Here is a 24,508-nt window from a genome sequence, read left to right as displayed (position 1 = left end):
TGAATTTAATATATATAAATTTTTTAATTATCTTTATGTGGTCAATATATTCTGCCAATTCAACTTGTGGTAAATTTCTGAGTATACGAAAAAGTGGAGGCGTAAATGTAACCGCTCTCATTTGGAAGTCTTGTACTTTTTTGCATTAGTAAATAACAAGTTATAGGAGGAAACGGAATGAAATTTATTAAATATGCCTTATTGTTAAGCGCCCTGATACTCGCTCTTGCAGGCTGCTCAAAAGACGAGACAGCAGGGGCGGACGCAAAAGGAACATCAGGTGGAGATTTGAGAGTAGCAGTACCTTCTGAGCCGCCTACATTGGACACGCATGTCAATACAACAACGATTTCTTCAAACATTGCAAGAAATATATTTGAAACGCTATTAACATTCGATTCAAAAGGTGAAATTCAGCCGATGCTTGCAGAATCGTATGAAGAAGATGGGAATACGATCACTTTTAAGCTGCGTCAAGGCGTTACATTCCATAATGGCGAGGAAATGAAAGCGAAAGATGTTATTGCCTCCATGAATCGCTGGATTAACGTTTCCGGTTCAGGAAGAGAAACATTCAAAGGAGCAAGTTTCAAAGAACTAGATGAATATACAGTCCTTTTGGAGATGGAGCAACCAACCTCAACTGCAACACTCGTTCTTGCGTATTCGGGTGGAGAAGCCCCGACGATTATGCCTGCTTCACTTCTAGAAGGGAAAGATGAAAAAGAAAGAGTAACTGAGTATATCGGTACCGGTCCTTTTCAATTTAAAGATTGGAAGCAAAACCAACAAATTCACATGACTAAATTTGAGGATTACGCAGCCCGGGAAGAGCCTGGTGATGGGTTGGCGGGGAAAAGAGAAGCATTGGTAGATAATCTTTATATTATTTTTGTGCCGGATTCATCTACACGAGTTGCTGGAATCTTATCGGGAGAATACGACGTTGTCATGGAGCTTCCAATTGATAATGTCGATCAGATTAAAGCTAGCAAAGCCGTTGAATTGAAAAGTGTTCCTCGGGAGCTATTATTATTGTATTTCAATAAAAAAGAAGGCCTTTTCACAAATCAGATTGCACGCGATGCAGTGAACGCGGCAGTAAAGAAAGAAGATGTCTTAAAAGCGGCTTTTGTTAACCCAGACTACTACAATACAAATCACCACGTCATGTTAGCGAATCAGGAAACACAGTGGTACAGCGATATTGGTAAAGATGAATATGGTGCACAAGACATAGAATTGGCAAAGAAATTATTTGAAGAAGCTGGATATAACGGTGAAGAAATTCGCCTCATGACGTCTAGAGATTACGACCATATGTACAACGCTTCGATTGTCGTTCAAGAGCAGTTGAAAAAGGCGGGGGTCAACGTAAAGCTGGAAGTGTACGACTGGCCGACCTTCTCAGAGCGTCGAAATGACCCGAATGCCTTTGACATTACAATCATTACAAACAAAGGAAAAGTTGAACCGACTTCTCTTGTATGGTCAAGACCAACCTATGTCGGTTGGACAGATAGTGAGGAATTAGAAGGAATTACGTCTAAAATCCGTCAAGCTCCTTCTCTTGAAGCCGCACGTGGATACTACGATGAATTACAGGCGTTTTTCTTGGATTACAAACCTGCCATCAAAATGGGAGATGGGGATATGCTTTTTGCAGGGCGCACATCACTTTCACAATTAGAAGATATCGATGGTCTCATCTTCTGGAACGTTTCAAATTCCAAGTAATTGAAGGATTAAAATAACGCCAGGTTTATCATGTTTTTCTAAACATGGCGTTATTTTTTATTTTCATGGTAGAGGGAGGTAAGCATTCATGTGGTCTTATATTTTTAAGCGGCTATTATCGTTAATACCTGTTTTATTTATTGTATCTATTGTTATCTTTTCAATCATCCATCTTACCCCAGGTGATCCGGCAGCTTTTATGTTGGGTGAGGAAGCAACAGCAGAACAAATTGCTGAAACCAAAGCTCGGCTTGGCTTGGATTTACCGATCTATGTGCAATATTTTAATTGGATTAAAAAGGCCATCGTTGGAGATTTAGGCTTATCATATCACATGAACATGTCTGTGAACGAAGCCATTATGAGTCATATTGGGCCAACATTATCCCTCGCTATATTAGCTGAAATTGTCGCTTTGTGTATTGCAATTCCACTTGGAATTATTGCGGCTATTAAAAGAGGGACTGCTACGGATCAAACAGTTATGGGTTTCTCATTACTTGGAATGGCAATCCCAAGTTTTTTACTCGCATTATTTTTAGTGTTGCTAGTAGGTGTAAAACTGCAATGGCTGCCTGTGGCCGGTTATCGACCTTTAGAGAACGGCTTATGGGAACATATTAAGTACTTAATTCTGCCGGCAATTTCGTTAGGATCCATCCAAGCAGCATTGATTGCTCGGATGACAAGATCTTCGATGTTGGAAGTATTAAATACAAACTATATAAAAATGGCGAGGGCCAAAGGGGTAGTGGAGAGAAGGATTATTTACAACCATGCATTACAAAATGCATTCCTTCCAATCCTCACGGTAATCGGAATCACATTTGGCGGTTTAGTAACAGGGGCAGTTGTAACAGAAACAATTTTCAATATACCTGGTATCGGTTCGTTGATCATTAATTCAGTCGCACGACGTGACTATACGGTCATCCAAGGGGTTGTTCTCTTTGTTACATTTCTGTATGTCATCCTAAACCTAATTATCGATATTCTCTACGGGGTCATCGATCCGCGAGTTCGATTAGAAGAAAAATAAAACCTGATTTTTGGAAGCGTTAGGAGGAGTAGCATGGAAGACATAGGAAGTACATTAACGCTATCAGACGCAAGAAAAAAACTGAAAAAAGAGCAGCAACAGCTACTGAAAAAACGGTTTTTTTCTAATTACTCTATGATGATTGGATTAGTCATCGTTACATTTTTAGTGCTATTAAGTGTCATCGGACCTTTTTTAGTTAGCTATGGCCCGTTGGAAATGGAAGTCAACAACCGACTCCAAGCACCCAATGCACAACACTTATTAGGTACCGATAACTTCGGAAGAGACTTGTTAACACGAATTGTCTATGGTGCTAGAGCTTCTATTAGCGTAGGTCTCTCTATCGCGATCATTACGTCAATCGTCGGCCTGACGATGGGCTTATACGCTAGTTATTATAAAAGGTTGGACCAAATTTTAATGAGAATTTCCGATGGATTGATGGCAATTCCGGGAATCTTGTTGGCGATTGCCTTAATGGCAGCTTTAGGACCTAAAGTTGAAAACGTTATCATCGCATTGAGCATCGTTTTTACTCCATATGTGGCACGTATTGTCCGGTCCGCGGCGCTAGTTGTTCGTGAACAAACGTACATCGAAGCAATGAAAGCACAAGGCGCTAGCTCCACACGTATTATTTGGCTGCATATAGCACCTAACGTACTGTCACCGTTAATTGTACAAGCAACTTTCATTTTTGCCGATTCGATCATTACTGAAGCGGCATTGAGCTTCCTTGGGGCAGGGATTCCAGCGCCAGCACCGAGTTGGGGGAATATTTTATATGACGGGAAGGTTGTCATATTTAACGCATGGTGGATGACTGTTTTCCCGGGCTTACTCATTATTATTGCTGTTATCGGGCTTAACGCTTTAGGGGATGGGTTGAGGGACGTCATGGACCCCCATTATAAAAAGGTTAAAAGAAAACGTGTCAAAACAGCTAAATGAAAGGAGGAGACTTCATGATGACTGACGTACTCTTAGAAATAAAAGATCTTAAAACTCACTTTTACACCGAAACGGGACAAGTCACGGCTGTAAATGGCGTATCATTTGACGTTAAAAAAGGGGAAATCGTAGGCGTAGTAGGTGAATCCGGATGCGGAAAAAGTGTAATGTCTCAAACGATTCTTCGCTTATTTGAAGAGGGAACTGTTGAATATGAAGGAGAAATTAATTTTAACGGGACTAATATTCTTTCTCTCAATAAAAGACAGATCAACGAAGTTAGAGGAAATGACATCTCGATGATCTTCCAAGACCCGCTCAGTACGCTAAATCCGGTACACACGGTTGGTCGCCAAATCGCAGAATCAATCATTCTGCATCAAAATGCGAGTAAAAAAGAAGCTGAAGAAAAAGCGGTTGAACTATTAAGACTCGTCGGCATTCCGTCGCCAGAAAAAAGAGCCAATGAATATCCTCATAATCTTTCAGGAGGGATGAGGCAGAGGGCGATGATTGCGGTAGCACTCGCTTGTCGTCCGAAATTATTAATTGCCGACGAGCCTACAACTGCATTGGACGTTACAATCCAAGCTCAAATATTGGATTTAATGAAAAACTTAAATGAAGAACTCGATATGGGGATTATTTTCATCACACATGACTTAGGAGTGGTTGCTGATCTGTGCTCGAGAGTTGTGGTGATGTATTTAGGGGAAATTGTCGAAGAGGCAAGTATTGAAGAGCTATTCACTAGACCGTTACATCCCTATACACAAGGTCTTATTAAATCGATTCCTCAATTAGATGGAGACCGGTCGGTAATGCTCCACACAATAGAAGGAACGGTGCCTCCGCTAACACGAGTACCTAAAGGATGCCGGTTTGCTGCAAGATGTCCATTTGCGGACGAACAATGTGTCGCATCTCCGCCACCTATTTACGAACATACAGCTTCACAAAAAGTGAAGTGCTGGCACTTTGAAAAGATACTTGCAAAACAGGAGGTAGCCGCAGATGTCCACACTTACACTTGAACCGAAAGTCGAACCTATCGAAAACGACAGTAAAGATACTCTTTTGGAAATTAAAAACTTAAAAAAGTTTTTCCCTGTGAAAAAAGGCCTCTTACAATTTGGCAAAGAGCAAACATTTGTTCAAGCTGTCAATGATGTTTCTTTTTCTATTCTAAAGGGAGAAACGTATGGTCTCGTTGGAGAGTCTGGTTGTGGGAAAAGTACAACGGGGCGCACGTTACTGAAACTGACAGAGCCAACTGCGGGAGAGGCAATTTATAATAGGAATGATATTTTCAAACTTTCAGGGCAAGAGCTGCGCAAAGTGCGTCAAGATATTCAAATGGTTTTTCAGGATCCCTATTCTTCATTGAATCCTAGAAAGAGAATCGGAAAAACACTTGAAGAACCGTTAATTATTCATAACATCGGGGATGCAAAAGAGCGGACGGAAATTGTCATGGAAGTATTAAGTAAAGTTGGGTTGCAACTTGAACATTATTATCGGTACCCACATGAGTTTTCAGGTGGGCAACGACAAAGGATTGGGCTTGCACGCGCTCTCATTGTGAATCCAAAAATATTAATAATGGACGAACCTGTCTCTGCTCTAGACGTTTCCATTCAATCTCAAATTCTGAACTTGCTGAAGACGTTGCAGTCAGATTTGTCGTTAAGCTATCTATTCATCTCTCATGATATGAGTGTCGTCCGTCATATTTCTGATCGGATTGGTGTCATGTATCTTGGGAGGTTAGTGGAAGAAGCGCCTACGGACGAGCTATTTGCGAACCCATTGCATCCTTATACACAAGCGCTTTTATCGGCAGTTCCAGTTCCGAAATCCGGTGCTAAAAGGGAAAGGATTATACTAAAGGGCGAATTACCGTCTCCTTTGGATCCTCCTGCAGGCTGCGTTTTCCATACACGATGCCCATTCGCAATGGATATTTGCAAAACACAAATCCCGCAGAATAAACAAATTGAGAACGGCCACCGCATTGCATGCCATCTCTATAATGAATAAGCGGATAAAACGTAAAAAAGACTCCGGGGAAGGAGTCTTTTTACTGATGTTGCGTGTCGATAACAATACGTAGCTAAAAACTACTGGACTTTTTGGGTCCGGATTCATGAGGCGAGTACTTATGGTATTAAGAAATGTATTACTCATCGTTCTCGGTTTTCAACTTGTCATTAATGCAACCCGCCCAATCATTACATTATCTGCATACGACATGAATGCTTCCGTGTTAGAGATTGGGCTATTGACAGCTTCGTTTGCCGCGTTGCCGCTTTTAATCGCAATTAAGGCCGGGAAAATTGCTGATGCAATCGGAGACCGCCTTCCGGTCATTCTTGGTTTACTCGGGATGGCTATCGGCATGTTGATTCCTTATGTATTTGAATCGATTTGGTCTTTGTTCGCGAGCCAAATTTTAGTTGGAACTTCTAATATTTTTATTGCGCTATCTTTACAAAATGTCCTTGGAAATCATGCGACAAAAGAAAATCGTGATTATTATTTCAGTATGTTTACGCTGGCTGTTGCGGCAGGAGCGTTCGTCGGTCCTGTAATAGGCGGCTATTTATCCGAACATTTTTCTCACTCGGCAGGCTTTCTTGTCTCGATGATTATTTGTATTCTTTTAATCGCTTTTGCTTTTTATATACCGGTTGTGCTGAAAGAGCAACCTGCAGAAAAAGTAAGTCTTCGTTCTTCCTTGCAGTTAGTAAAAGATCCTCTCATTCAAAAAGCGTTATTTTCAAGTGCACTTGTCCTTTATTCGAAGGATATATTTGTTGCTTATTTTCCGTTGTACGGAACACAAATAGGGATGTCAACTTCTACAATTGGTTGGATCCTGTCGATTCAAGGATTAGCGATGATGATTGTCAGGTTTATTTTGCCTAAATTATTGCAAGTAATGGATCGGGAAGTTGTTTTATTCAGTTCCATTTTGCTTGCAGGTTCTTCTTTTCTCATTTTTACGTTATCCAATAACGTCATTCTTTTTGCTGTTTTCAGCTGTCTGATGGGGTTCGGATTAGGATGTGGACAGCCTATTTCGATGACGACGACGTACAATGCTTCACCAAAGTCCCGGACGGGCGAAGTTCTTGGGATTCGATTAATGACGAATCGCCTTTCTCAATTCATTGCACCGATTTTTTTCGGAGCGGTGGGTGGCTGGATCGGTATCGTATCTGTCTTTTATGTAAGCGGAGCGTTCCTAATCGGCGGTGCATTGGTTATGAATCCCCGTAGAAATAAAGACAATAGAACGTAATTTGGCATTGTGTACATAAATTAAAAAATTGGGGATGTTGCGCATGGAATATGTTCTTATTTTCTTCATAGGTATTATTGCAACCACACTCGGAACACTTGCGGGAGGTGGCGGACTGATCAGTCTTCCTTCCATGTTGTTGATGGGGCTCCCTATCCATTCAGCAATTGGTGCGAATAAAGTATCAAATACAGTGAGTGCATTTTCTAGCTTTTACGTTTTACTACGGCGGAAAGAAATATCCTTTAAAGAATCGTTTTGGATCATCCCTGTAAGTCTTGGAGGCGGCTTAAGCGGAGGATACATCGCTTCGTTAATGTCAGAGAGTAACCTGTATTGGGTTGCGATTTGTTTGCTCATCTTTGCTTTTATCACGTCATTCCTTTCGAAAGGGAGTTTTACTGGAAATGAACCGCTACGCATATCCAAAGCGAGTGTCCCTGGACTTTACGGAATTGGAATTTATGACGGTTTGTTTGGTCCGGGTCAAGGGACGTTAATGCTCTATCTATTTGGCTATTTAAATGTCGCGTATATCCGTGCGGTTGCGTATGTACGGCTCGCGACATTTTCAAGTTGCTTTGGGGCTGCCATCAGTTATATATCGACAGGAATGATCATTTGGCCGATGACAATCGCTTTGCTCCTTGGTTCAGTTACAGGCGCGCAATTAGGTGTTCGGATTGCACAAAAGTTGAACCCGAAATTCGTTAAGCCGATACTTCGGGTAGTAACTGTGGCAATTATCCTTCAGCTAATCGTAGAAAATTTCAAGTGAATAATATGCTGATAGACAATAATGGACTTATTAGAATATTAGTTGACTATTAAATTTAGGAAACATTGTTATAATAGAAAATGGAACTTTTAGATGAAAATTGGTGATTAAATGTTTAGAGGGTCATTGCAACGAAAGATTTTAATTGTAGTTGTTTCCCTCGTCTTTTTGATGGTCTTTTTAATGTTGAGTCTTTTCGTTTACACAGAGTATAAACGGGTGTTCCAATATGCGGCAGAAAGGGGATTGCAGACAACGAAAATTCTGTCGCAAATGGATTCCATACAGTGGGCGATCTCGCAGGGGAACACAGAACGATTAAAACCGCTCATTGATTATCATATGACACAGTCAGAATCTGCTTTCATCGTCATTAAAGATCGTGAAGGTAAAATCCTTTCTCATCCGGATGAAGGGGAAATCGGTAAAATTTATTCGATTGAAGATGAAACGAAGGCACTTGTTTTCGGTGGCAATTATAACTTAATAGCTGACAGCATTTTGGGACCTGCTGTTGTTTCTATTTCACCGATTTACGTAGATCGACAAATTGTCGGTACAGCGAGAGTTGGCTATCTAGTGAAAGACTTACGGCATACAGTGATGGAACGTACGAAAAGGTTAGCCTTAATCTCACTTACGATCTTTGTAATTGGGATTGGTCTGAGCATCTGGTTGGCGCGTTCGATTCGAAAAGATACTTTTGGTATGGAACCACAGGAGATGGCAAATTTTTATAAGGAAAGGCATGCTGTCCTTGCTTCCATTTCGGAAGGACTTATTGCCACTGATGGTGAAGGTAAGATCACAATTATTAATACAGCAGCCAGAAAGATATTAAACGTTTCAAACGATTATAAAGGCCGTTCAATTGAATCGGTTTTTCCAACTCTACAATATTCCAAACTACTACATGCTGCCAGTCAGCCATTTTCCTTCGAATTGAATGTACATAAGAAAACGTTAATCATGACAATTGTGCCTTTACGTAAAGACGTTGCAGTATCTGGTATCGTCATTACATTTAGGGATAAAACGGAAATGAATGAGCTCGTTAATACATTGTTTGAAGTGAAGAAGTATTCAGATGACCTGCGAGCCCAGACACATGAGTTCATGAATAAGTTATACGTTATTTCGGGATTATTGCAACTTCGTAAGTACAACGAGGCGATTAAGATGATTCAAGAGGAAATCGATGTGACGCAGCATACGAATGCGTTTATATTTGAACATATAAAAGACACTAACGTTCAAGCAATTCTCTTTGGGAAGATAGGGAAAGCATCGGAAAACAAAATCACTTTTACGATTGACGAAAACAGTAGTTTAGGACAGCTGCCTTCCTTCATCAGTACAGGAGTTTTGACGATCATTATTGGCAATCTGATTGACAATGCCTTTGAGGAAGTGATTGACCAAGAGAAGAGATTGGTGAATTTCTTCGCTTTGGATATTGGCGAGGATATCATTTTTGAAGTGTCAGATAACGGTAGGGGGATTGATCCAACCGTTGCCCATCAGCTTTTCACACAAGGATTTTCCACGAAGGACAAGTCTGACCGTGGTTATGGATTGTCGAATGTACGGAGTGCAATACAAGACCTTGGGGGAGACATCCAATGGAAGAGCGATGATACAGGAACAATATTTACTGTATTCATCCCAAAAACCGAAAAAGTTGAAAGGTGATACAAATGTTAAATGTATTAATCGTGGAAGACGATTTTAGAATTGCAGACATCCACCAACAATTATTAGAAAGCATCGAAGGGGTTCGAGTCGTTGGCAAGGCATTACGGGCGGAAGAAGTTCACGGGTATTTCAAAAAGGAAAGAATCGATCTATTGCTTGTAGATATTTACATGCCTGACCAACTAGGGATAGATTTGGTGATAGATTTGAAAAAAACATACGCTGATGTAGATTTTATTATGATTACGGCAGCTAAGGATATGGAGCTCCTTGAAAGAAGCGTAAAGGCTGGTGCCTTTCATTATTTAATTAAACCGTTGCAATTGCAGAGGTTAGAGGAAGTCATCCATCAATTCAAGGAAAGAAAATCGATCCTTGAATCAAACAAGCCAGTAGAGCAATCATTGGTCGATCAGTTATTCGGCAAGCCCTCTTTAGAGACGCAGCAACAGGAAGATTTGCCGAAAGGGATTAATGAATTGACTCTTACGAAAGTGATGGAAACGATGAAGGAAATCTCAAGCGGCACCACTGTTGAAGAAATTGGTGAACATATCGGTGTCTCTCGGACAACGGCACGAAGGTATATGGAATACTTAGTGTCGATTGGGAAGATGAGGGCGGAGTTGGAGTATGGGATTGTAGGTCGCCCCGAAAGGAAATACTTTATGATTTGAGCATCCTCACAACGAAGATGCTCATTTTTTAACAAGAGTGGTTGCATACCTTCTGAATGGTAGTCCAGATGGGGGAGAAGTACGATGAAAAGAATTTATGGCACACTTATACTCGTATTCGTATTGCTTATGGCGGGGTGCACGGGAAGTATTGGTGAATCGGGAGAAGAAGAATTTCCAAGAAATACGATTGAAATCATCGCCCCGGCAACAGTTGGCGGCGGTTGGGATGCCGCTGCACATGCAATCCGACAAGTAATGATGGATGAGAAGTTAGTAGATCAGAATGTCGAGGTTGTCAATAAGCCAGGGGGCAGTGGAGAGGTTGGCTGGCAGTACTTAACCAATCAGGATGCTCATCATATTGCGTTAAATTCTAGTTTAATGGTGACAAATCATCTCCTTGGCCAAAGTAAATTGGAATACCGGGACTTCACACCGCTTGCAATTCTCACAACAGAATGGATAGCTGTTGCGGTGCCATTGGATTCTCCTTTTCAAAACGTAAAAGAGTTGTTGGAAAAATTGAAAGAAGACCCGTCTTCTGTAAAGATCGCTGTAGCACCGGGATTAGCAAACAATGATCATCTTTCCTTTCTGCAAGCTGCTAAAAATTACGGAGTAGATATCGTCAAACTAAACTTTGTTGTCTATGACAGTGGCGGTGACGTCGTAACAAGCTTACTAGATGGACAGGTAGATGTGGCGACATCCTCCGCTTCCGAGTTTATGGATGAACATCAAGCGAACAAACTCAAAGTAATCGCTGTTTCATCTGACGAGCGGCTTGAAGGGTTGGCGGATGTGGCTACTTGGAAAGAGCAGGGGGTCGACATGGTATTCCCGCATTGGCGGGGAGTTGTTGGACCGCCCGATATGACAGAAGAAGAAATTGCTTATTGGAATAAAGTGATACAAGAAATGATCGAAACAGAGGCGTGGAAGAAGTTATTGAAAAAAAACAACTGGGAGTCCTTTTATAAAGATAGTAACGAGGCGAAAAAATTCTTGGAAGAGCAAGGGAAATTCTATCGAGGAATCATTGATGAATCTGATTTAGTGGAATAAGCACTGGTCTTTTTGAACAGTCCGAATGAGAAAACAATCCATCCTCGAGGATGGATTGTTTCAGTTAGATAGCTTATTAGATCGTCACTTCTTCATTAATTGAAAGAGCTCGTTTTAGTGTACACAGTTGCTCTTCATTCAACGGAATCATCGGCAAACGCACGCCGCCGACTGGGATTCCTTTTATATTCAATGCCGCTTTTACAGGTGATGGATTCGGAGCGGCAAAGAGTGCTTTCATCATCGGCAATAGTCTGCGGTGCTCGGTAGCTGCCTCAACGGTATTGCCGATTTTAAAGGTTCGAATCATATTTTGCATTTCATTTCCTAATACATGGGAGGATACGGAAACGACCCCCGTTCCACCGATTGACAAGACGGGGATCGTAAGCCCGTCATCGCCGCTGTATAAGGAAAACCCTTGTGGAGTCCGTTCGATAATTTCGGCCATTGCGTCTAAATCTCCGCTCGCTTCTTTGATGGCAACGATATTTGGTATTTCCGAAAGGCGGACGACTGTATCGACATCGATGTTCACAACACTGCGTCCTGGTATGTTGTAGAGCATGACCGGTAAAGAAGTAGCCGCCGCGATTGTTTTGAAATGCTGATACATACCTTCTTGGCACGGTTTGTTATAGTACGGTGCGACGAGCATGACGCCGTCAACACCTACATCTTCCGCACGCATTGTCAGTTCGATCGATTCTCTCGTGTTATTTGAGCCCGTTCCGGCAATGACCGGGACTCGTCCATTTACAACTTCTACTGTGAACTTGAATAATTGGACCTTTTCTTCATACGATAACGTCGGGGATTCTCCTGTCGTTCCCGCTACAACTAAGCTATCGGATCCATTGGCAATTAAATATTCGATTAAGTTCCGTGTTGCTGCAAAATCAATTTCACCTTGCACATCAAAAGGAGTTACCATAGCTGTTACAATTTGTCCGAAATTCATTTTCTCCACATCCTGTCTTTTATTTTGGTAAATAAAATAGAGGGTGAAGGGCGATTGCAAAAAGAACACAAAAAGCAACAACGAGGGCTCGTTGTTGCTCGAAATAAATAAATTATTTCTTTGCAGAAGATAGCCCTCCATATAGTTTCCTATATGACAATTCTGGACTTATTCAACCCAGAACCAGCTTCGAGATAAATGAGAGTCTCTCCACTTCGGCAAATTCCCCTTTCCACAACCTTCATAGGACCTCATTATCCTCTGATTGTGTACTGATGGTCTTTGCGCCTCTATCCTTACTTCAAAAACTTGCGAAATAAGATATTGTTAAATTACCTACCACTTTACATGGAATTGAGTGGAATTGCAAGAGATACACGAAAAGAAAGTGAACGTAAAATATTCTTGAATTTAGTCTTGAGCTTCAAGTTACTTGAAGGTGTAGTATCGAGGTAAGGGGGGGGATGTGGTGAAGCTCATGACGATACAAGCGTTTTCTGAAAGGGTTGGCGTTGCCAAAAGTGCAATCCGGTATTATGAGGAAAAAGGGTTGTTAGGTCCGGTTGAGAGAAGTGAAGGTGGCTATCGATTGTACCGTGAAGACCAAATTAAAACGGTGCGATTGATTACCAGTTTACGAATGGCTGATATCTCAATTGCCGACATTCAGATGTATTTGAATGAAACGAATACTAGCAAGCGGCAACAGATGATGGCGGATTGGATTCATAGTATTAAAAAACGACGTGATGTATTAGATACGAGTTTGCGTTATTTAAAAGGCAATTCATTGAATGAACGTATTTATTTGATTGAGAAAGAGAGGGAGACGGTTATTTGGTTCCCGGCCATTTCGCGGATTGGGAAGTTTGGGGAACTTTTCATGGAAAAGGCGGAGGAATTAAAGAAGCGGAATGTCCCAATTCAAAACAGTTACTTGAAATATATATCGGGACTGGATTTGATTCAGGCGGAAATCGGTTTTAGTGTGCCGCCTACGACTGATACGACATGGATGTCAGGGGATGTCTACAAAGAGGAGATGGCATCTGCGATGTGTATCGCAATGCCATTTACCGGGTCATTCGAAAACATTCAGGATGGATATGAAAAATTATTTAACTATGCCGTTACACATGATTGGCTTCCTACAGGTGATGTAGTCGAATGGTATCGGGGGAATGATCTTTCAACAGTCGAGTTGTTGCTGCCTGTCACGGACATTGTGAAAAGGGGTGTGTGAAGGATGAATGGTGAACAATTGGTAGTCAGAGTTGTGGACTTGGTAGGGGACGCATATCAAATCGGAGTAGCGCAAGGCGAAGAGATTCTTTCTACTGGATTAGCAGCCCAACTGGAACTACTCCGTGTCATGACACGGAATGTTGATGCGGAGAAGGCAAAGGGGATATTGCAGGACGTTTCGCCGAGTCTTTTGCAGGAGTTGCACGGCATGGCGGACGCGATGAAGATGGATCTGGATACAGTCATTCGAATCTATAGCGGGTTTGACTATCCATTTCCTGACATGGGGTGTACGGCTCTTGCGCAAAATGGCTATTACGTGCGCAACTATGATTTTAGTCCAAATCTGTATGATGCGCGGCTTGTTTTTGCGAAGCCGACAGATGGCTATTGCAATGTCGGGCTCAGTCAGCAAATGATTGGAAGGCTGGATGGGATGAACGAAAAAGGCTTAGTCGTGGGGCTTCATTTTGTGAATAGTGAGCATCGAGGGGAAGGATTCATCGCCACGACAGTCGTCAGGATGCTGCTCGAACAATGCGCGAATGTAGAAGAGGCGACGAAGTTAATTGCGGAAATTCCTCATGGCTATTGCTACAACTATTCAATGATGGATTCAAGCGGCGCGACTGTCGTCGTTGAAGCGTCCCCGGAGCAGCAGGTCATCAAGCAGATGAACCCGCTCGTATGTGCGAATCATTTTGAAACAGGGGAGTTGAAAGGATTGAATAGAGCGACCGCCGAAAATTCGATAAGACGCCAGCACTATGTGGGTCGCTTAATCGATGAAAAAATGTCAGCCCTCTCTGCGTATCATCATTTTAATGATGGCGATTCCCCGGTATTTTTCCATCACTATGAAGAGTATTTCGGTACCTTGCATACTGTCGTTTATTCCCCGGAAGATTTGGGTCTTATCTTTGGTGTAGGTGAGAACTGCGAACCTATGCATTTTTCTATTGAAGACTTTATGGATGGGACTGCGAAACTACCCGAATCGATTAGAGGGATTATTAAACAAGGATAGTCCTAGCCGAATGACCGTTTAATGTGCAATCATTAGGCGGTTTTTTATTTGAATAGGGTGCAGCTTTACTTATCAGAGTATATAATACAATTTAATGTGAATAGAGAGAAGGGAAATTAATGAAGAAAGAATTCCCGATAATTGAAACTGAAAGATTACTTTTAAGAAAAGTAACAACAGAGGATGCGGATGATTTGCTTGCATATTTATCCGATGAAGATGTTGTGAAACATATGGGGTTAGCGCCTTTCCAAACGCTTGAAGATGCTTGGGATGAAATCAATTGGTATAACGCTATTTTCGAAGAAGGCACTGGCATTAGATGGGGAATTACTTTAAAAGATGTTGGCACCATTATAGGGAGTTGTGGCTTTCTAAATATGGCTGCCAAACATCATCGAGCTGAAGTTGGGTTTGAACTCAGTAAAGATTACTGGGGAAAAGGCATAGCTAGTGAAGCATTAGAAGCGGTTATTGCTTTTGGGTTCCGTCACTATCAGTTGGAAAGAATTGAGGCTTTAATAGAACCTGCAAATCTCCCCTCACAAAAATTAGTGGAAAAGCGAGGATTTCTTAAAGAGGGATTACTAAGACATTATGAATATACTTGTGGTAAATTTGATGATTTATATATGTATTCAATTCTAAAAGGAGATTCTATCGTCAATCGAGAAGGTATACACTAACATTACAGTCAGAATGAACGAGCAGAATAAGTCGAAAGTGGAGGTGTTTGATGAATCACATTCCTATCATGAAAAGACTAAAAGAATTGCTTGTTGATTATGCAGTGATCATTGCTTACTTGGTACTATTATTGATTATCAACGTGGTGATCATATTTTTAGTTCTAAAGGAAATTCCGGCGTATACAGAGACACAATCGCAGCTAATCGCTACATTTACATCCGTCATACCAATCATCCTTATTTTTTCGTATTTGGATTTTAAAGATGGATCAATTGGAAAAAGAGCCGCTGGGTTGAAGTTAATGTACGTGCACAAAAGATTTAGCTCAAGCTTAGTAAGAAATATTATTAAGTTTTTACCGTGGCAATTAGGTCACGTAGGTGTAATTCATGGCATGTATAGTGGTTTTGATATGGTCGCAATTATTCTCGCAAACGGCGGAACATTGCTTGGAGTAGTCATGTTATCCATGGGGCTCTTCCGGAAAGACAAACGTCATCTAGGTGATTTCCTCGCAGGAACGAAAGTCGAATTACAATAAAGCTGCTATGTAGTTTTCAGAATCTTTCGGGTGCCTGTGCAGCGAACTATTCTGATAATACACTGCAATTGTATATGTGAATAAAAGGAAGCCAACATAATCTGCATTTGTTGGCTTCCATTTCGTATTTTCATAAATTTCGTTGAATTGTCATAAATGTGTGATGCACAGGCACAATCCAGGTTATTCGGCGGTCTTAAATTTAACATCGCCGACACCTATGTCGAGTGAAATGTCGATAATGACGTCTGCATTTGCATAGGCGTCATTGACAAAGACACCTTCTTTATCCTTGGTGAGGTCTTTCAAATCTACTGTTCCAATCCCTTTCGACACGTTTACTCTGACGCCAGTCTCCTTCGGAAGGATGATGGTAATGTCTCCAACACCCAAGTCCATTTTGGCACGAAAACCTTTGCTCCAGTTCCCGCTCAGATCGATAACAGATTCACCGACACCGCCATCGATAGAAAGGCTGCTTAGTTGAATGCCTTTCAAGTCCAATGTTGCTGTCGAAACGCCCATGTCGACGTCCAAATCGATAGGAATATCATTTGTCAGCTGGAGATCCCATTCATTTTCATATTTAGGTTTTTTGAATCCCAATATTGTTGTGCCCTGGAAACCGGGTGAGCCCTGCTTAATGTCGACGGTTCCGACATTACCCTGTTTCTTGTACTTCACTCTCGGTTCCAGTTTTTTATGTGTATACGTAAACTCCCCGCTGACCCATTCAGGGGAATTGCCACGGATAAGTAGATCACCGACACCAAAGTCGATGTTTACATTCAGTGCATCGGCATTGTCTTTTTCAATTGAAATCTCGTTCCCACTTGCCTTCACAAACCATTTGTTATAACCGTAAATGCCGAAAACAACAAGAAAACCTGTTATCAGCGTGATTCCTAATAGCTTATTCATTTTCATTCTCCTTTTGTCCTATTTACTTTTATTCTATCTTATTCCATTGAATAATCTACCAGTCGCATGTTGGATTTTCGTGTACGTCTTAAGGCTGAGATCAATAACAACAATTTTGGACAATCCCTCATGTTTTCTACCTCAGGCTAATACATTGAAGAAAAGGGTTGCGGGAGGGTGAGGAGTTGAAGCATTGGCTATTATTCACGGTCACTATCCTTATTGGAGTTGTCTTCGGCATTATTGTGACGGTTTTGATGGAATCATTGTAGGCTGTGAAATAAAAATAGAGCGGCGCATGGTTGATTTCATGCGCCTGCTCTCATTGAGAAAATATCTTTTTACATATTTTTTGTTTCCAAGTCAAAGATTCGCAATTTTAGGATCTTAATTTCCTTCGAAATCGCTTGTCCTTCAGCGATGCGCTGGCGAGTTCGCTGCTCAAATTGACCGCCAATCCCTTCTAAAAGATGATTGACTCGATCAAAACGGCTGTGCATTTCAGATTTCAGGTTCCCCATTTCAGATTTCACGCTGCCCATTTCAGTTTTCAAGTCGCCTATTTCAGATTTCATGCTGCCCATTTCAGTTTTCAGGTCGCCCATTTCAGATTTCATGCTACCCATTTCCGTTTCAATATTGTCTACCTTGGCATTCAGCCCTTCAAGCAATTGCAGGATCCTCTCCTCCATCTCTTTCTCCTCCTTTCTTCATCATCTGTTGTCATCGAATTCGTGTATTGTCTGTTGTTTGCAGTATACAATAAATGTAAATGGAAGTCTATACAAACAAGAACGTTCGTTCGTCCCGATGCAGTGCTTCTTGCTTATTTAAAACTAAATTTTTAATTGAAAATCGTAAAAACTGTACACTTACCTCTTGTCCTGTCGGTAAATCGACGTACTCTATGGTGACGGGGGAATAGCGAATAATTTAGCCTAATTCGCTATTTCCTTGCAATCAAAGGGGAGGAGGTATGGACATGTCATTATTTTTTGAGGATGAAATAGAAAAAGTGAAGAGGAATCTCGATTCTTCAGGATTACAGGAAATGATGTCTCAAGATCCCCGCCTAAACGGACAACTAGAACGTCATCGTGAACGAAGAAGGGCAGAACAACGGGAAGCTTCCCGCAGGCGTCAAACATATTATTTCCATGCATAACCCCACAATACGCTCGCCAATCGTCTCATCGATCGGCGAGCTACGCTTTTCAAGAGTAAGAATATTACAAATCATTCCGGTGCCTGTGCAAGAAACATTTCAGATTATGCACTACAATTGCATAAGAAAAATTATGAACTCACTTACGGCAAAGTTATATGGGGGTAAAATCGTATACTTATACAAAATGTTGAATTGTCATAAATGTGCCTTGCACAGGCACCGTTTTTTTATGAACAGTAAATTCTTTGATTCCGCGGAAGCGGGGTATACTGAGTAATGAGCAAAGAGCGGAAGAAGGATGTGGAGACGATGACAAATACCGAAACGAATGGATGGAAGTTTGAAAACAGCTACGCCCGTTTGCCAGAGGCGTTTTTCGCGGAGACGTTGCCGGAACCTTCGCCGTCGCCAGAATTAGTAATGTTGAATTATCCGCTTGCAACTTCCCTTGGGTTGAATGCAGAAGCGTTGGAAGACGAGGATGGCGTTTCCGTGTTTGCGGGAAATCGAATCCCTGAAGGTGGGAAGCCGATTGCACAAGCGTATGCGGGCCATCAATTCGGGCATTTTACGATGCTTGGGGATGGACGAGCCGTGTTGCTTGGCGAACAGTTGACGCCGGACGGCAATCGTTTTGATATTCAACTTAAAGGTTCAGGAAGGACGCCGTTTTCCCGTGGCGGAGACGGTCGGGCGGCGCTCGGGCCGATGCTGCGTGAATTTATTATTAGTGAAGCGATGCATGCCCTCGGAATTCCTACGACAAGGAGCCTGGCGGTTGTCGTGACCGGCGCACCTGTCCATCGGGAGGAGCCGCTTGAAGGTGCCATTTTAACACGTGTTGCAGCAAGCCATCTTCGTGTCGGAACGTTTCAATATGCCGCAGCCCGTCAAGTTGTCGATGATTTACGAACCTTAGCAGATTATGCAATTGAGCGGCATTATCCGGAAATCACAGGCGACGCCAATCCGTATGTGTCATTTCTTGAAAAAGTGATTGACCGGCAAGCATCGTTAATCGCCAAATGGCAGATCGTCGGTTTCATCCACGGGGTCATGAACACCGATAATATGACAATTAGCGGCGAAACGATTGACTACGGACCGTGTGCGTTCATGGATACGTATGATCCTGCAACAGTTTTCAGTTCAATTGACCGACAAGGCCGTTACGCCTACGGCAATCAACCCGGCATCGGTGAATGGAATCTTGCCCGGTTAGCGGAGACTCTTCTGCCGTTATTGCATGACGACGCAGAAAAGGCAATCGAAGTTGCAGAGAACGCGCTTTCCGGATATGCGAAGCTGTATCACTCCTATTGGCTGAAGGGGATGCGGAGCAAGCTCGGCATTTTCCACGAAGAAGAGGAAGACGCTAAGCTTGTGAAGGATCTGCTAACGATACTAAAAGACAACCGTGCAGACTACACGAATTTTTTCTTAGCGCTGACAAATGAAAAACTGGACGACCTGCCGATGTGCAAAACGCCGGAATTTGATGACTGGGACCGACGTTGGCAGGAACGGCTTGAGAGGCAACCTGAATCTGACGAGGCTGCAAAGCAATTGATGCGCGATAGCAATCCTGCAGTCATCCCGCGCAATCACAATGTGGAGGAAGCGCTTGACTCCGCAATCGAGGGTGATTTCACCGTTATGGAAAAGCTGCTGGAAGTGATCGCGAATCCGTATGATCACACAGCCGAACATGATGATCAATACAAGATGCCACCCCCGCCAGACATTCCTTACCAGACGTTTTGCGGGACATAACGAAAAACAGAATCCATGGCGACAGCCGTGGATTCTGTTACGTATTATTCCATCAGATTCGCTTTCTTTTCCACGGCTTCCACGGCTTCGTCGATTGACAGGCCTCTCATGGAAACGACCGGGAAATCGAACTCTTGTGTATTCCCTTCGTTGATAGCGCGGACGACGCCGATATCATAACCTTTGACATCTTCATCCGTATTGAACATCTTCACTTCATACCCTTTCGCTTGAAGGGCGGTCATGACATCTTCATATGGTTGTTCCACAGCGATCCTTTTCATCGTTACACTCCTCCTTTATTCGAAAATAAGGTTTCACTATACTGTTCCCGCTCCAACTGAATTTATGAATTCCATTTTTGGTTTTCGGAACATACGTTCGAATAAAAGGTTAAAAAAAATTACAGCTTTTTCACGTAGAGAGGATCAAAGTAAATTTCATATCCATTGTAACTCGTCGATACGCCGAAACGGGAATGGTAATGGGCAATGGACGCCATTAAATAATTCTCTGTCACTTCAAGATGGGTGCACACTTCCTCAATGGTCTTGAAACCCGATTCATGGCATTCGATCAATTTATCGAGCGACACGATTTTTTCGTAGGCCCATCGCCTTGCAGCCAATTCCTGCTTCAAATTCGTGAGTTGTTGTAGATCCGTAATATCACCACCATACGTCGTTTCGTAATGGCCGATTTCCTCCGCCAAAATGCAATGCTTTTCATAATGGCTCCGATTTTTATCAATGAGTACGACATCGTCCATATAAAGACCTGCGAGTCCGGATGGAAGCGTTTTGACTTCCTTTACGACCAAATGGGGGTATTGGGCAAGCAGGGATTCATAGGTCATGGAACCACCTCACTTTCGTTGCGATTTAATAAATTGAATATATCTTTTTATATCCTCCAGTTCTTCTTCAGTCAAATCGTCATCGATATGGGCAGCAATCGTTTCAACCGTCGATGGCTTTTCAGGCACGTCCAATCCAAGCATCTGGTCTAATGAAACATGAAACGTTTCCGCAATCGCTTTGATCATTCTTGTTTTTGGTTCGATGGAGTTTGACTCCCATTTCGACACCATTCCTTTTGTAATCGATAGACCTAGTTTTTGATTGATCCGATCCGCAAATTCCTCTTGGGACAACTTGTTTCCGATTCGGATTTTCCTAATTTCCCGCCCGATTGACTCCATCTTGCAACCCCCTATTCGTTATAGATATTATATCCTAAAGTTTCTTTTGTGACAACTAAGTGGTTGTAAATGAAACCTCAGCGTGATAAAGTGTTTGTACAAAGTTTCATTAGTGACATATTGTTTCATTAATGAAACTAAAACAGAAGGGGTGATACTTTTGAAGAAGGAGGAAATGGAACAATTAGTAAAGGATTATCACTGGATGATTAACAGCGTCAAAGTCATTCGGGAAGGCATGAATGAAGTGGGCGAGGGAATGACGGCGCGATACGGGATGGAGGCAGCAATGCCGAAAGCTGTGGGCCGTCCTAGCGATCCGATTTACCGGGAATTCAACAGAAGGGAAAAGCGGTTGAAAAAAGTGTACGAGTATGAAAAGAAAATCCAACTTGTTCAAGAAAGGATCCCACTCATCACGGAGGATCGTGAAGTCGAAGTGCTGCACTGGTTGCTTGAGGGGAAGAGCTTGCGCTGGATTGGCAGGCATATGCAAGTATCGGATCGCCAAATCGGCAGGATAAAAGATGCTATTATCGAAAAGATGTCGCAAATGTCGCACGTGCCGCAGATGTCGTAGAAATGACGGATCCAATTCTTTTGGGTTACACTGGGTCCAGGCCGAAGAAATCGACCAAGGCAATATCAAATGATTGTCGCAAATGTCGCATGTGCTGTAGATGTCGTAGAAATGACGAGGCGAAAACTTTTAAGTTACAATGAAAGCCGTCACGAAGAACGGCTTTTGCGAGTAAAAGCGAAGCGTTACGAGCACATCTTTGCCCTAACTGTCGCAGTAACAGTGAAATGAATGTCGCAAATGTCGCAAGTGCTGTAAATGTCGTAGAAATGACGAGTGAAATTCTTTCAGGTTACAATGAGTGTAGGCGAAGGAAATCGCCAATAGAATAGCGGGATTTTAAAGGAGCGTCCACTGGGCGTTCTTTTTATTTTCCACAAAAAAGGAGGATTGGCATGGCTACAAAAGAGCTTCTAGGTTATTTTTTGACACAGGGTCCGTTTGCCGTCCTGTTCGTATGGTTGTTTTGGAATCAAGTGAAAAGCAGTGAGTCAAGGGAAAAGCGCTATCAGTCTTTATTGGAAGCGCTGACGGACAAATACGATGACATTAAAGATGAAATTCGAGAAGTGAAGGAGCGGTTGCCTAAAAAATAGGCATCGCTTTTTTTATTGGTGAAGCGAGTGGTTCGGAAGTCCCGAAATGAGCAAAACGATACTAAACTCGCGCAAAACGGCACTGAACTCACGCATAAGTCACTCGAAGTCGCGCAAAACCGACCGAAACTCGCGCAAATCAACCCCGCGCAATCTGAAAAGGAGGTGATGCCGGAAGAAAACGACATGGAAAGGAGGTGGTCGGCATATAGAGTCTCAAAAACGGCGGAATGTCGGATAGTCACGGAATAAAAAACTAAAAAACGAGAGGAAGATGAGATATGGTTAAAATTTTTATTGATCCAGGACATGGTGGAACAGATCCAGGAGCTTTAGGAAATGGTTTGAGGGAGAAAGATGTGACGCTGGCAATTGCGACACGGGTACGCAATATACTGGAGAACGAGTACTCCAATGCAACAGTGCGAATGAGCCGAACTGGAGACCAGACAGTCGGTTTGCCGCAGCGGACGAATGACGCGAATGCATGGGGTGCTGATTTTTATTTGAGCATCCACATTAACGCTGGCGGCGGAACGGGATATGAGGACTATATCCATAACTTGCTGTCGGATACTTCAACGACTGCTCAGTTGCGGAATACAATCCATGCGGAAATTGTGAAATTAATCGACATGCCGAACCGCGGGAAGAAGAAGGAGAATTTCCATGTGCTTCGTGAAAGCCGCATGCATGCGATGCTGACGGAAAATGGATTCATCGACAATGCGACAGACGCTGCGAAAATGAAAACTTCAGCATGGCTCGACAAAGCAGCGAGAGGCCATGTCAACGGGCTTGCGAAGGCACTCGGCTTGCAGAAAAAGAGCTCTCCCCCACCAACGGGCGATGTATTGTACCGTGTCGTCACTGGATCTTTTACAACTCGTGCCAACGCCGATCAACGAGTTGCCGAGCTCAAAGCGAAAGGCTTCGATAGCTTCATTGACATAGCCGTCATCAATGGAACTACGTATTATCGCGTCATTACGGGTTCATTTGCGGACAAGTCAAACGCTGACAAGCAAGTGGCTGACCTGAAAGCCGCTGGATTTGACGCGTTTATTATTGTGGTCAATCTATAATTAAATCAAAACGGACAAGCGCCTGTGCATTGAATTCCTGCACGGGCGCATATTACATAGTCAATCCCCGAAGTATTCATTCGTCAGATCGCCATTCACCCCAATGGCCGCAGCACTTCCAGATCCCGCAGCAATAACAAGCTGTGCAGGGACGATATGGGCGGCGTCGCCCGCAGCATAGACGTTCCACACATTTGTCCTGCCGTATTCGTCCGTCTGGATGCCGCCATATTCATTCAACTCACAGCCAAGCTCTTCCGCGAACTGATTGCAATGGCTCCAAAGGGGAGTGACGAATCCGCCGGCTCGTTCGATGAGCGTGCCGTCTTCTAGACAGATGCCTTTCAACTGTCCGTTTTCTCCCTCCAGCGCGGTAATATTGTCTTCATACACTTGAATGCCTTTCGCGAGCAGTTTATCACATTCTTCCGCCTCGAGCCGCCCTTCGCCATTCGTGAACACCGCCAAGTCCTGGCTCCAGACAAAAACTTCTTTCGCAAGCTTATACACATTTTTATCCGCAATGACGGCGAGAGGCTTGTCACGAAGTTCCCATCCATCACAGTACGGACAACTGAACAAGCTTGTCCCATAAAATTTTTCGATGTTCGGGATGTTGGGCTGTTCGTCTTTCAAGCCCGTCGCTAAGATAATTTTTATCGTTTGAAAGCTGTTGCCTTCAGCTGTTTCCAGTTCAAAGTGAATCTTGTCCAGCCTTTTAATAGAAGTGACTCTTTCGCTTTTCACTTCCACAGATGGATAGCGGGCGATATCGCTGTAAGCGAGGCGCCGAAACTCGTCTGGCAAGATGCCGTCACGGGTAATGAATCCATGCGCCTCGCGCGTCACCCGATTCCGGGCATGGTTGTCATCGAACAGCAGCACTTTTCGTCTCGCTCTTCCAAGTACAAGGGCGGCATTCAATCCAGCTGGTCCGCCGCCGATAATGACACAATCGTATAGCATGAACTCACTCATCCTTTCTAGTGCAAGTTTACCCTCGTGAAATGAAAATAAGCTTCATGTCCAGCTGACAAAAAAAATTCATTTATTCGCACGGGCGTACTTATAGTGGACTATGGGAGGGAGAGAATGGAGAAAAAGATGTTGGAGCGCGGGATTGGCCTTGGCACTTGTTTGGCGGTCGTCATTTCGTGGAGCGTGCATAAATCAATCCTTTGGGCTATTTTCCATGGGATTCTTAGTTGGCTGTACGTCCTTTATTATGCGCTGACGAGATAATCGTAGGTTTTGGATTCACTCCTTTTTGGGAATAATAAAGGCATCAACGTAAGGAGGAACAACATCATGAAAAGCTACGCAGGCGATAAAGACGATCAGCCGAACGGACTTCCGAAGGATTCTGCAGGAATAGCGAACGATGCAGCGAAAAAAGCGGAAGCGCAACTGGAATCAATTAAGGAAGAAGCCCGTAATGAACTGAAAAGACAGCAAAAACAATAACAAT

30 protein-coding genes and 1 riboswitch are annotated in these 24,508 nt (G+C 42.8%); of the genes, 23 read left to right on the top strand and 7 right to left on the bottom strand.

The annotated features are described in order from the left end of the window. Positions 1-177 precede the first annotated feature (177 nt). The 10 genes from MHZ92_RS04655 to MHZ92_RS04610 all read left to right on the top strand — a co-directional run bounded on the left by MHZ92_RS04655 (position 178) and on the right by MHZ92_RS04610 (position 11,252). Complete coding sequence (locus MHZ92_RS04655) at positions 178-1,737, top strand: ABC transporter substrate-binding protein (RefSeq protein WP_239430368.1); 1,560 nt, start codon at positions 178-180, stop codon at positions 1,735-1,737. Positions 1,738-1,825: 88 nt separating this feature from the next. Next, positions 1,826-2,776 (top strand): ABC transporter permease, encoded by a 951-nt coding sequence (locus MHZ92_RS04650; protein ID WP_239430366.1) that lies wholly within the window; start codon positions 1,826-1,828, stop codon positions 2,774-2,776. A 33-nt stretch (positions 2,777-2,809) separates the two neighbouring features. Next, complete coding sequence (locus MHZ92_RS04645) at positions 2,810-3,730, top strand: ABC transporter permease (protein WP_239430365.1); 921 nt, start codon at positions 2,810-2,812, stop codon at positions 3,728-3,730. Between the two features lie 14 nt (positions 3,731-3,744). Further along, positions 3,745-4,764, top strand: coding sequence for an ABC transporter ATP-binding protein (locus MHZ92_RS04640; protein ID WP_370644613.1), 1,020 nt, complete (start codon positions 3,745-3,747; stop codon positions 4,762-4,764). Then, positions 4,745-5,770 (top strand): ABC transporter ATP-binding protein, encoded by a 1,026-nt coding sequence (locus tag MHZ92_RS04635; RefSeq protein ID WP_255723353.1) that lies wholly within the window; start codon positions 4,745-4,747, stop codon positions 5,768-5,770. Before MHZ92_RS04640 ends, MHZ92_RS04635 begins: the two co-directional genes overlap by 20 nt. 121 nt (positions 5,771-5,891) lie before the next feature. Beyond that, positions 5,892-7,034, top strand: coding sequence for an MFS transporter (locus tag MHZ92_RS04630; protein ID WP_239430363.1), 1,143 nt, complete (start codon positions 5,892-5,894; stop codon positions 7,032-7,034). Between the two features lie 43 nt (positions 7,035-7,077). Then, entirely contained in the window at positions 7,078-7,812 is a 735-nt protein-coding gene (locus tag MHZ92_RS04625) for a sulfite exporter TauE/SafE family protein (protein WP_239430361.1), read from the top strand. 111 nt (positions 7,813-7,923) lie between these two features. After that, positions 7,924-9,504: a sensor histidine kinase gene (locus MHZ92_RS04620; RefSeq protein ID WP_239430360.1), complete on the top strand. Its 1,581-nt coding sequence runs from the start codon at positions 7,924-7,926 to the stop codon at positions 9,502-9,504. Between the two features lie 5 nt (positions 9,505-9,509). Continuing rightward, entirely contained in the window at positions 9,510-10,184 is a 675-nt protein-coding gene (locus MHZ92_RS04615) for a response regulator (RefSeq protein WP_239430359.1), read from the top strand. An 84-nt stretch (positions 10,185-10,268) separates the two neighbouring features. Then, positions 10,269-11,252: a tripartite tricarboxylate transporter substrate binding protein gene (locus tag MHZ92_RS04610; RefSeq protein WP_239430355.1), complete on the top strand. Its 984-nt coding sequence runs from the start codon at positions 10,269-10,271 to the stop codon at positions 11,250-11,252. A 76-nt stretch (positions 11,253-11,328) separates the two neighbouring features. Here the strand turns inward: MHZ92_RS04610 and dapA are convergent, their stop codons facing one another. Beyond that, entirely contained in the window at positions 11,329-12,213 is an 885-nt protein-coding gene (gene dapA, locus MHZ92_RS04605) for a 4-hydroxy-tetrahydrodipicolinate synthase (protein WP_239430354.1), read from the bottom strand. 122 nt (positions 12,214-12,335) lie between these two features. After that, positions 12,336-12,514: riboswitch (Lysine riboswitch) on the bottom strand. 177 nt (positions 12,515-12,691) lie between these two features. Here dapA and MHZ92_RS04600 point away from each other — a divergent pair. From MHZ92_RS04600 to MHZ92_RS04585, 4 genes are all read left to right on the top strand, one after another. Continuing rightward, positions 12,692-13,456 (top strand): MerR family transcriptional regulator, encoded by a 765-nt coding sequence (locus MHZ92_RS04600; RefSeq protein ID WP_239430507.1) that lies wholly within the window; start codon positions 12,692-12,694, stop codon positions 13,454-13,456. A gap of 3 nt (positions 13,457-13,459) precedes the next feature. Further along, positions 13,460-14,485, top strand: a complete 1,026-nt coding sequence (locus MHZ92_RS04595; RefSeq protein ID WP_239430353.1) for a C45 family autoproteolytic acyltransferase/hydolase — start codon at positions 13,460-13,462, stop codon at positions 14,483-14,485. A 119-nt stretch (positions 14,486-14,604) separates the two neighbouring features. Next, on the top strand, positions 14,605-15,171 hold the full coding sequence (locus MHZ92_RS04590) for a GNAT family N-acetyltransferase (protein ID WP_239430352.1): 567 nt from the start codon (positions 14,605-14,607) through the stop codon (positions 15,169-15,171). Between the two features lie 68 nt (positions 15,172-15,239). Continuing rightward, positions 15,240-15,716 carry an RDD family protein gene (locus MHZ92_RS04585; protein WP_239430351.1) on the top strand — a complete coding sequence of 159 codons (477 nt, stop codon included), beginning with the start codon at positions 15,240-15,242 and terminating at the stop codon, positions 15,714-15,716. Positions 15,717-15,899: 183 nt separating this feature from the next. Here the strand turns inward: MHZ92_RS04585 and MHZ92_RS04580 are convergent, their stop codons facing one another. Then, a complete protein-coding gene (locus MHZ92_RS04580; RefSeq protein WP_239430350.1) occupies positions 15,900-16,637 on the bottom strand; it encodes a toast rack family protein in 738 nt (245 codons plus the stop codon). Positions 16,638-16,978: 341 nt separating this feature from the next. Next, positions 16,979-17,329, bottom strand: coding sequence for a hypothetical protein (locus tag MHZ92_RS04575; RefSeq protein ID WP_239430348.1), 351 nt, complete (start codon positions 17,327-17,329; stop codon positions 16,979-16,981). Positions 17,330-17,619: 290 nt separating this feature from the next. Between MHZ92_RS04575 and MHZ92_RS04570 the strand changes: the two genes are divergently transcribed. Both MHZ92_RS04570 and MHZ92_RS04565 read left to right on the top strand, forming a co-directional pair. After that, positions 17,620-17,802, top strand: coding sequence for a hypothetical protein (locus MHZ92_RS04570; RefSeq protein ID WP_239430346.1), 183 nt, complete (start codon positions 17,620-17,622; stop codon positions 17,800-17,802). 279 nt (positions 17,803-18,081) lie between these two features. Then, the gene (locus MHZ92_RS04565) at positions 18,082-19,578 is read left to right on the top strand and encodes a protein adenylyltransferase SelO (protein ID WP_239430345.1); all 1,497 of its coding nucleotides are present in this window, start codon (positions 18,082-18,084) and stop codon (positions 19,576-19,578) included. Positions 19,579-19,622: 44 nt separating this feature from the next. Here the strand turns inward: MHZ92_RS04565 and MHZ92_RS04560 are convergent, their stop codons facing one another. From MHZ92_RS04560 to MHZ92_RS04550, 3 genes are all read right to left on the bottom strand, one after another. After that, a complete protein-coding gene (locus MHZ92_RS04560; protein WP_239430343.1) occupies positions 19,623-19,862 on the bottom strand; it encodes a YkuS family protein in 240 nt (79 codons plus the stop codon). 119 nt (positions 19,863-19,981) lie between these two features. Next, entirely contained in the window at positions 19,982-20,434 is a 453-nt protein-coding gene (locus MHZ92_RS04555; RefSeq protein ID WP_239430342.1) for an ImmA/IrrE family metallo-endopeptidase, read from the bottom strand. Between the two features lie 9 nt (positions 20,435-20,443). Further along, positions 20,444-20,779: a helix-turn-helix domain-containing protein gene (locus tag MHZ92_RS04550; protein WP_239430341.1), complete on the bottom strand. Its 336-nt coding sequence runs from the start codon at positions 20,777-20,779 to the stop codon at positions 20,444-20,446. A gap of 160 nt (positions 20,780-20,939) precedes the next feature. Between MHZ92_RS04550 and MHZ92_RS04545 the strand changes: the two genes are divergently transcribed. From MHZ92_RS04545 to MHZ92_RS04525, 5 genes are all read left to right on the top strand, one after another. Further along, positions 20,940-21,359: a helix-turn-helix transcriptional regulator gene (locus tag MHZ92_RS04545; protein WP_255723352.1), complete on the top strand. Its 420-nt coding sequence runs from the start codon at positions 20,940-20,942 to the stop codon at positions 21,357-21,359. 69 nt (positions 21,360-21,428) lie between these two features. Next, positions 21,429-21,590: a hypothetical protein gene (locus MHZ92_RS04540; RefSeq protein WP_239430340.1), complete on the top strand. Its 162-nt coding sequence runs from the start codon at positions 21,429-21,431 to the stop codon at positions 21,588-21,590. A gap of 164 nt (positions 21,591-21,754) precedes the next feature. Then, positions 21,755-21,955, top strand: a complete 201-nt coding sequence (locus MHZ92_RS04535; protein ID WP_239430338.1) for a BhlA/UviB family holin-like peptide — start codon at positions 21,755-21,757, stop codon at positions 21,953-21,955. Positions 21,956-21,970: 15 nt separating this feature from the next. Then, positions 21,971-22,207 carry a hypothetical protein gene (locus MHZ92_RS04530; RefSeq protein WP_239430337.1) on the top strand — a complete coding sequence of 79 codons (237 nt, stop codon included), beginning with the start codon at positions 21,971-21,973 and terminating at the stop codon, positions 22,205-22,207. A 29-nt stretch (positions 22,208-22,236) separates the two neighbouring features. Continuing rightward, complete coding sequence (locus tag MHZ92_RS04525; RefSeq protein WP_239430336.1) at positions 22,237-23,040, top strand: N-acetylmuramoyl-L-alanine amidase; 804 nt, start codon at positions 22,237-22,239, stop codon at positions 23,038-23,040. Positions 23,041-23,100: 60 nt separating this feature from the next. Here MHZ92_RS04525 and MHZ92_RS04520 read toward each other — a convergent pair whose 3' ends face one another. Further along, entirely contained in the window at positions 23,101-24,006 is a 906-nt protein-coding gene (locus MHZ92_RS04520) for an NAD(P)/FAD-dependent oxidoreductase (RefSeq protein WP_239430335.1), read from the bottom strand. A gap of 126 nt (positions 24,007-24,132) precedes the next feature. Between MHZ92_RS04520 and MHZ92_RS04515 the strand changes: the two genes are divergently transcribed. Together MHZ92_RS04515 and MHZ92_RS04510 are read left to right on the top strand one after the other, a co-directional pair. Further along, complete coding sequence (locus tag MHZ92_RS04515; protein ID WP_239430333.1) at positions 24,133-24,282, top strand: hypothetical protein; 150 nt, start codon at positions 24,133-24,135, stop codon at positions 24,280-24,282. 66 nt (positions 24,283-24,348) lie between these two features. Then, the gene (locus MHZ92_RS04510) at positions 24,349-24,504 is read left to right on the top strand and encodes a hypothetical protein (RefSeq protein ID WP_239430332.1); all 156 of its coding nucleotides are present in this window, start codon (positions 24,349-24,351) and stop codon (positions 24,502-24,504) included. Positions 24,505-24,508: the final 4 nt, after the last annotated feature.

The sequence above is a fragment of the Sporosarcina sp. ACRSL genome, assembly GCF_022346605.1.
Taxonomy (GTDB): domain Bacteria; phylum Bacillota; class Bacilli; order Bacillales_A; family Planococcaceae; genus Sporosarcina.
This window is presented reverse-complemented; position numbering and strand designations above follow the sequence as displayed.

Excerpts from the sequence above, each read along its gene's own strand:
- MHZ92_RS04655 (WP_239430368.1), top strand. The coding sequence starts at position 178 with ATGAAATTTATTAAATATGCCTTATTGTTAAGCGCCCTGATACTCGCT.
- MHZ92_RS04650 (WP_239430366.1), top strand. The coding sequence starts at position 1,826 with ATGTGGTCTTATATTTTTAAGCGGCTATTATCGTTAATACCTGTTTTA.
- MHZ92_RS04645 (WP_239430365.1), top strand. The coding sequence starts at position 2,810 with ATGGAAGACATAGGAAGTACATTAACGCTATCAGACGCAAGAAAAAAA.
- MHZ92_RS04640 (WP_370644613.1), top strand. The coding sequence starts at position 3,745 with ATGATGACTGACGTACTCTTAGAAATAAAAGATCTTAAAACTCACTTT.
- MHZ92_RS04635 (WP_255723353.1), top strand. The coding sequence starts at position 4,745 with ATGTCCACACTTACACTTGAACCGAAAGTCGAACCTATCGAAAACGAC.
- MHZ92_RS04630 (WP_239430363.1), top strand. The coding sequence starts at position 5,892 with ATGGTATTAAGAAATGTATTACTCATCGTTCTCGGTTTTCAACTTGTC.
- MHZ92_RS04625 (WP_239430361.1), top strand. The coding sequence starts at position 7,078 with ATGGAATATGTTCTTATTTTCTTCATAGGTATTATTGCAACCACACTC.
- MHZ92_RS04620 (WP_239430360.1), top strand. The coding sequence starts at position 7,924 with ATGTTTAGAGGGTCATTGCAACGAAAGATTTTAATTGTAGTTGTTTCC.
- MHZ92_RS04615 (WP_239430359.1), top strand. The coding sequence starts at position 9,510 with ATGTTAAATGTATTAATCGTGGAAGACGATTTTAGAATTGCAGACATC.
- MHZ92_RS04610 (WP_239430355.1), top strand. The coding sequence starts at position 10,269 with ATGAAAAGAATTTATGGCACACTTATACTCGTATTCGTATTGCTTATG.
- dapA (WP_239430354.1), bottom strand. The coding sequence starts at position 12,213 with ATGAATTTCGGACAAATTGTAACAGCTATGGTAACTCCTTTTGATGTG.
- MHZ92_RS04600 (WP_239430507.1), top strand. The coding sequence starts at position 12,692 with ATGACGATACAAGCGTTTTCTGAAAGGGTTGGCGTTGCCAAAAGTGCA.
- MHZ92_RS04595 (WP_239430353.1), top strand. The coding sequence starts at position 13,460 with ATGAATGGTGAACAATTGGTAGTCAGAGTTGTGGACTTGGTAGGGGAC.
- MHZ92_RS04590 (WP_239430352.1), top strand. The coding sequence starts at position 14,605 with ATGAAGAAAGAATTCCCGATAATTGAAACTGAAAGATTACTTTTAAGA.
- MHZ92_RS04585 (WP_239430351.1), top strand. The coding sequence starts at position 15,240 with ATGAAAAGACTAAAAGAATTGCTTGTTGATTATGCAGTGATCATTGCT.
- MHZ92_RS04580 (WP_239430350.1), bottom strand. The coding sequence starts at position 16,637 with ATGAATAAGCTATTAGGAATCACGCTGATAACAGGTTTTCTTGTTGTT.
- MHZ92_RS04575 (WP_239430348.1), bottom strand. The coding sequence starts at position 17,329 with ATGGAGGAGAGGATCCTGCAATTGCTTGAAGGGCTGAATGCCAAGGTA.
- MHZ92_RS04570 (WP_239430346.1), top strand. The coding sequence starts at position 17,620 with ATGTCATTATTTTTTGAGGATGAAATAGAAAAAGTGAAGAGGAATCTC.
- MHZ92_RS04565 (WP_239430345.1), top strand. The coding sequence starts at position 18,082 with ATGAGCAAAGAGCGGAAGAAGGATGTGGAGACGATGACAAATACCGAA.
- MHZ92_RS04560 (WP_239430343.1), bottom strand. The coding sequence starts at position 19,862 with ATGAAAAGGATCGCTGTGGAACAACCATATGAAGATGTCATGACCGCC.
- MHZ92_RS04555 (WP_239430342.1), bottom strand. The coding sequence starts at position 20,434 with ATGACCTATGAATCCCTGCTTGCCCAATACCCCCATTTGGTCGTAAAG.
- MHZ92_RS04550 (WP_239430341.1), bottom strand. The coding sequence starts at position 20,779 with ATGGAGTCAATCGGGCGGGAAATTAGGAAAATCCGAATCGGAAACAAG.
- MHZ92_RS04540 (WP_239430340.1), top strand. The coding sequence starts at position 21,429 with ATGATTGTCGCAAATGTCGCATGTGCTGTAGATGTCGTAGAAATGACG.
- MHZ92_RS04535 (WP_239430338.1), top strand. The coding sequence starts at position 21,755 with ATGGCTACAAAAGAGCTTCTAGGTTATTTTTTGACACAGGGTCCGTTT.
- MHZ92_RS04525 (WP_239430336.1), top strand. The coding sequence starts at position 22,237 with ATGGTTAAAATTTTTATTGATCCAGGACATGGTGGAACAGATCCAGGA.
- MHZ92_RS04520 (WP_239430335.1), bottom strand. The coding sequence starts at position 24,006 with ATGCTATACGATTGTGTCATTATCGGCGGCGGACCAGCTGGATTGAAT.
- MHZ92_RS04515 (WP_239430333.1), top strand. The coding sequence starts at position 24,133 with ATGGAGAAAAAGATGTTGGAGCGCGGGATTGGCCTTGGCACTTGTTTG.
- MHZ92_RS04510 (WP_239430332.1), top strand. The coding sequence starts at position 24,349 with ATGAAAAGCTACGCAGGCGATAAAGACGATCAGCCGAACGGACTTCCG.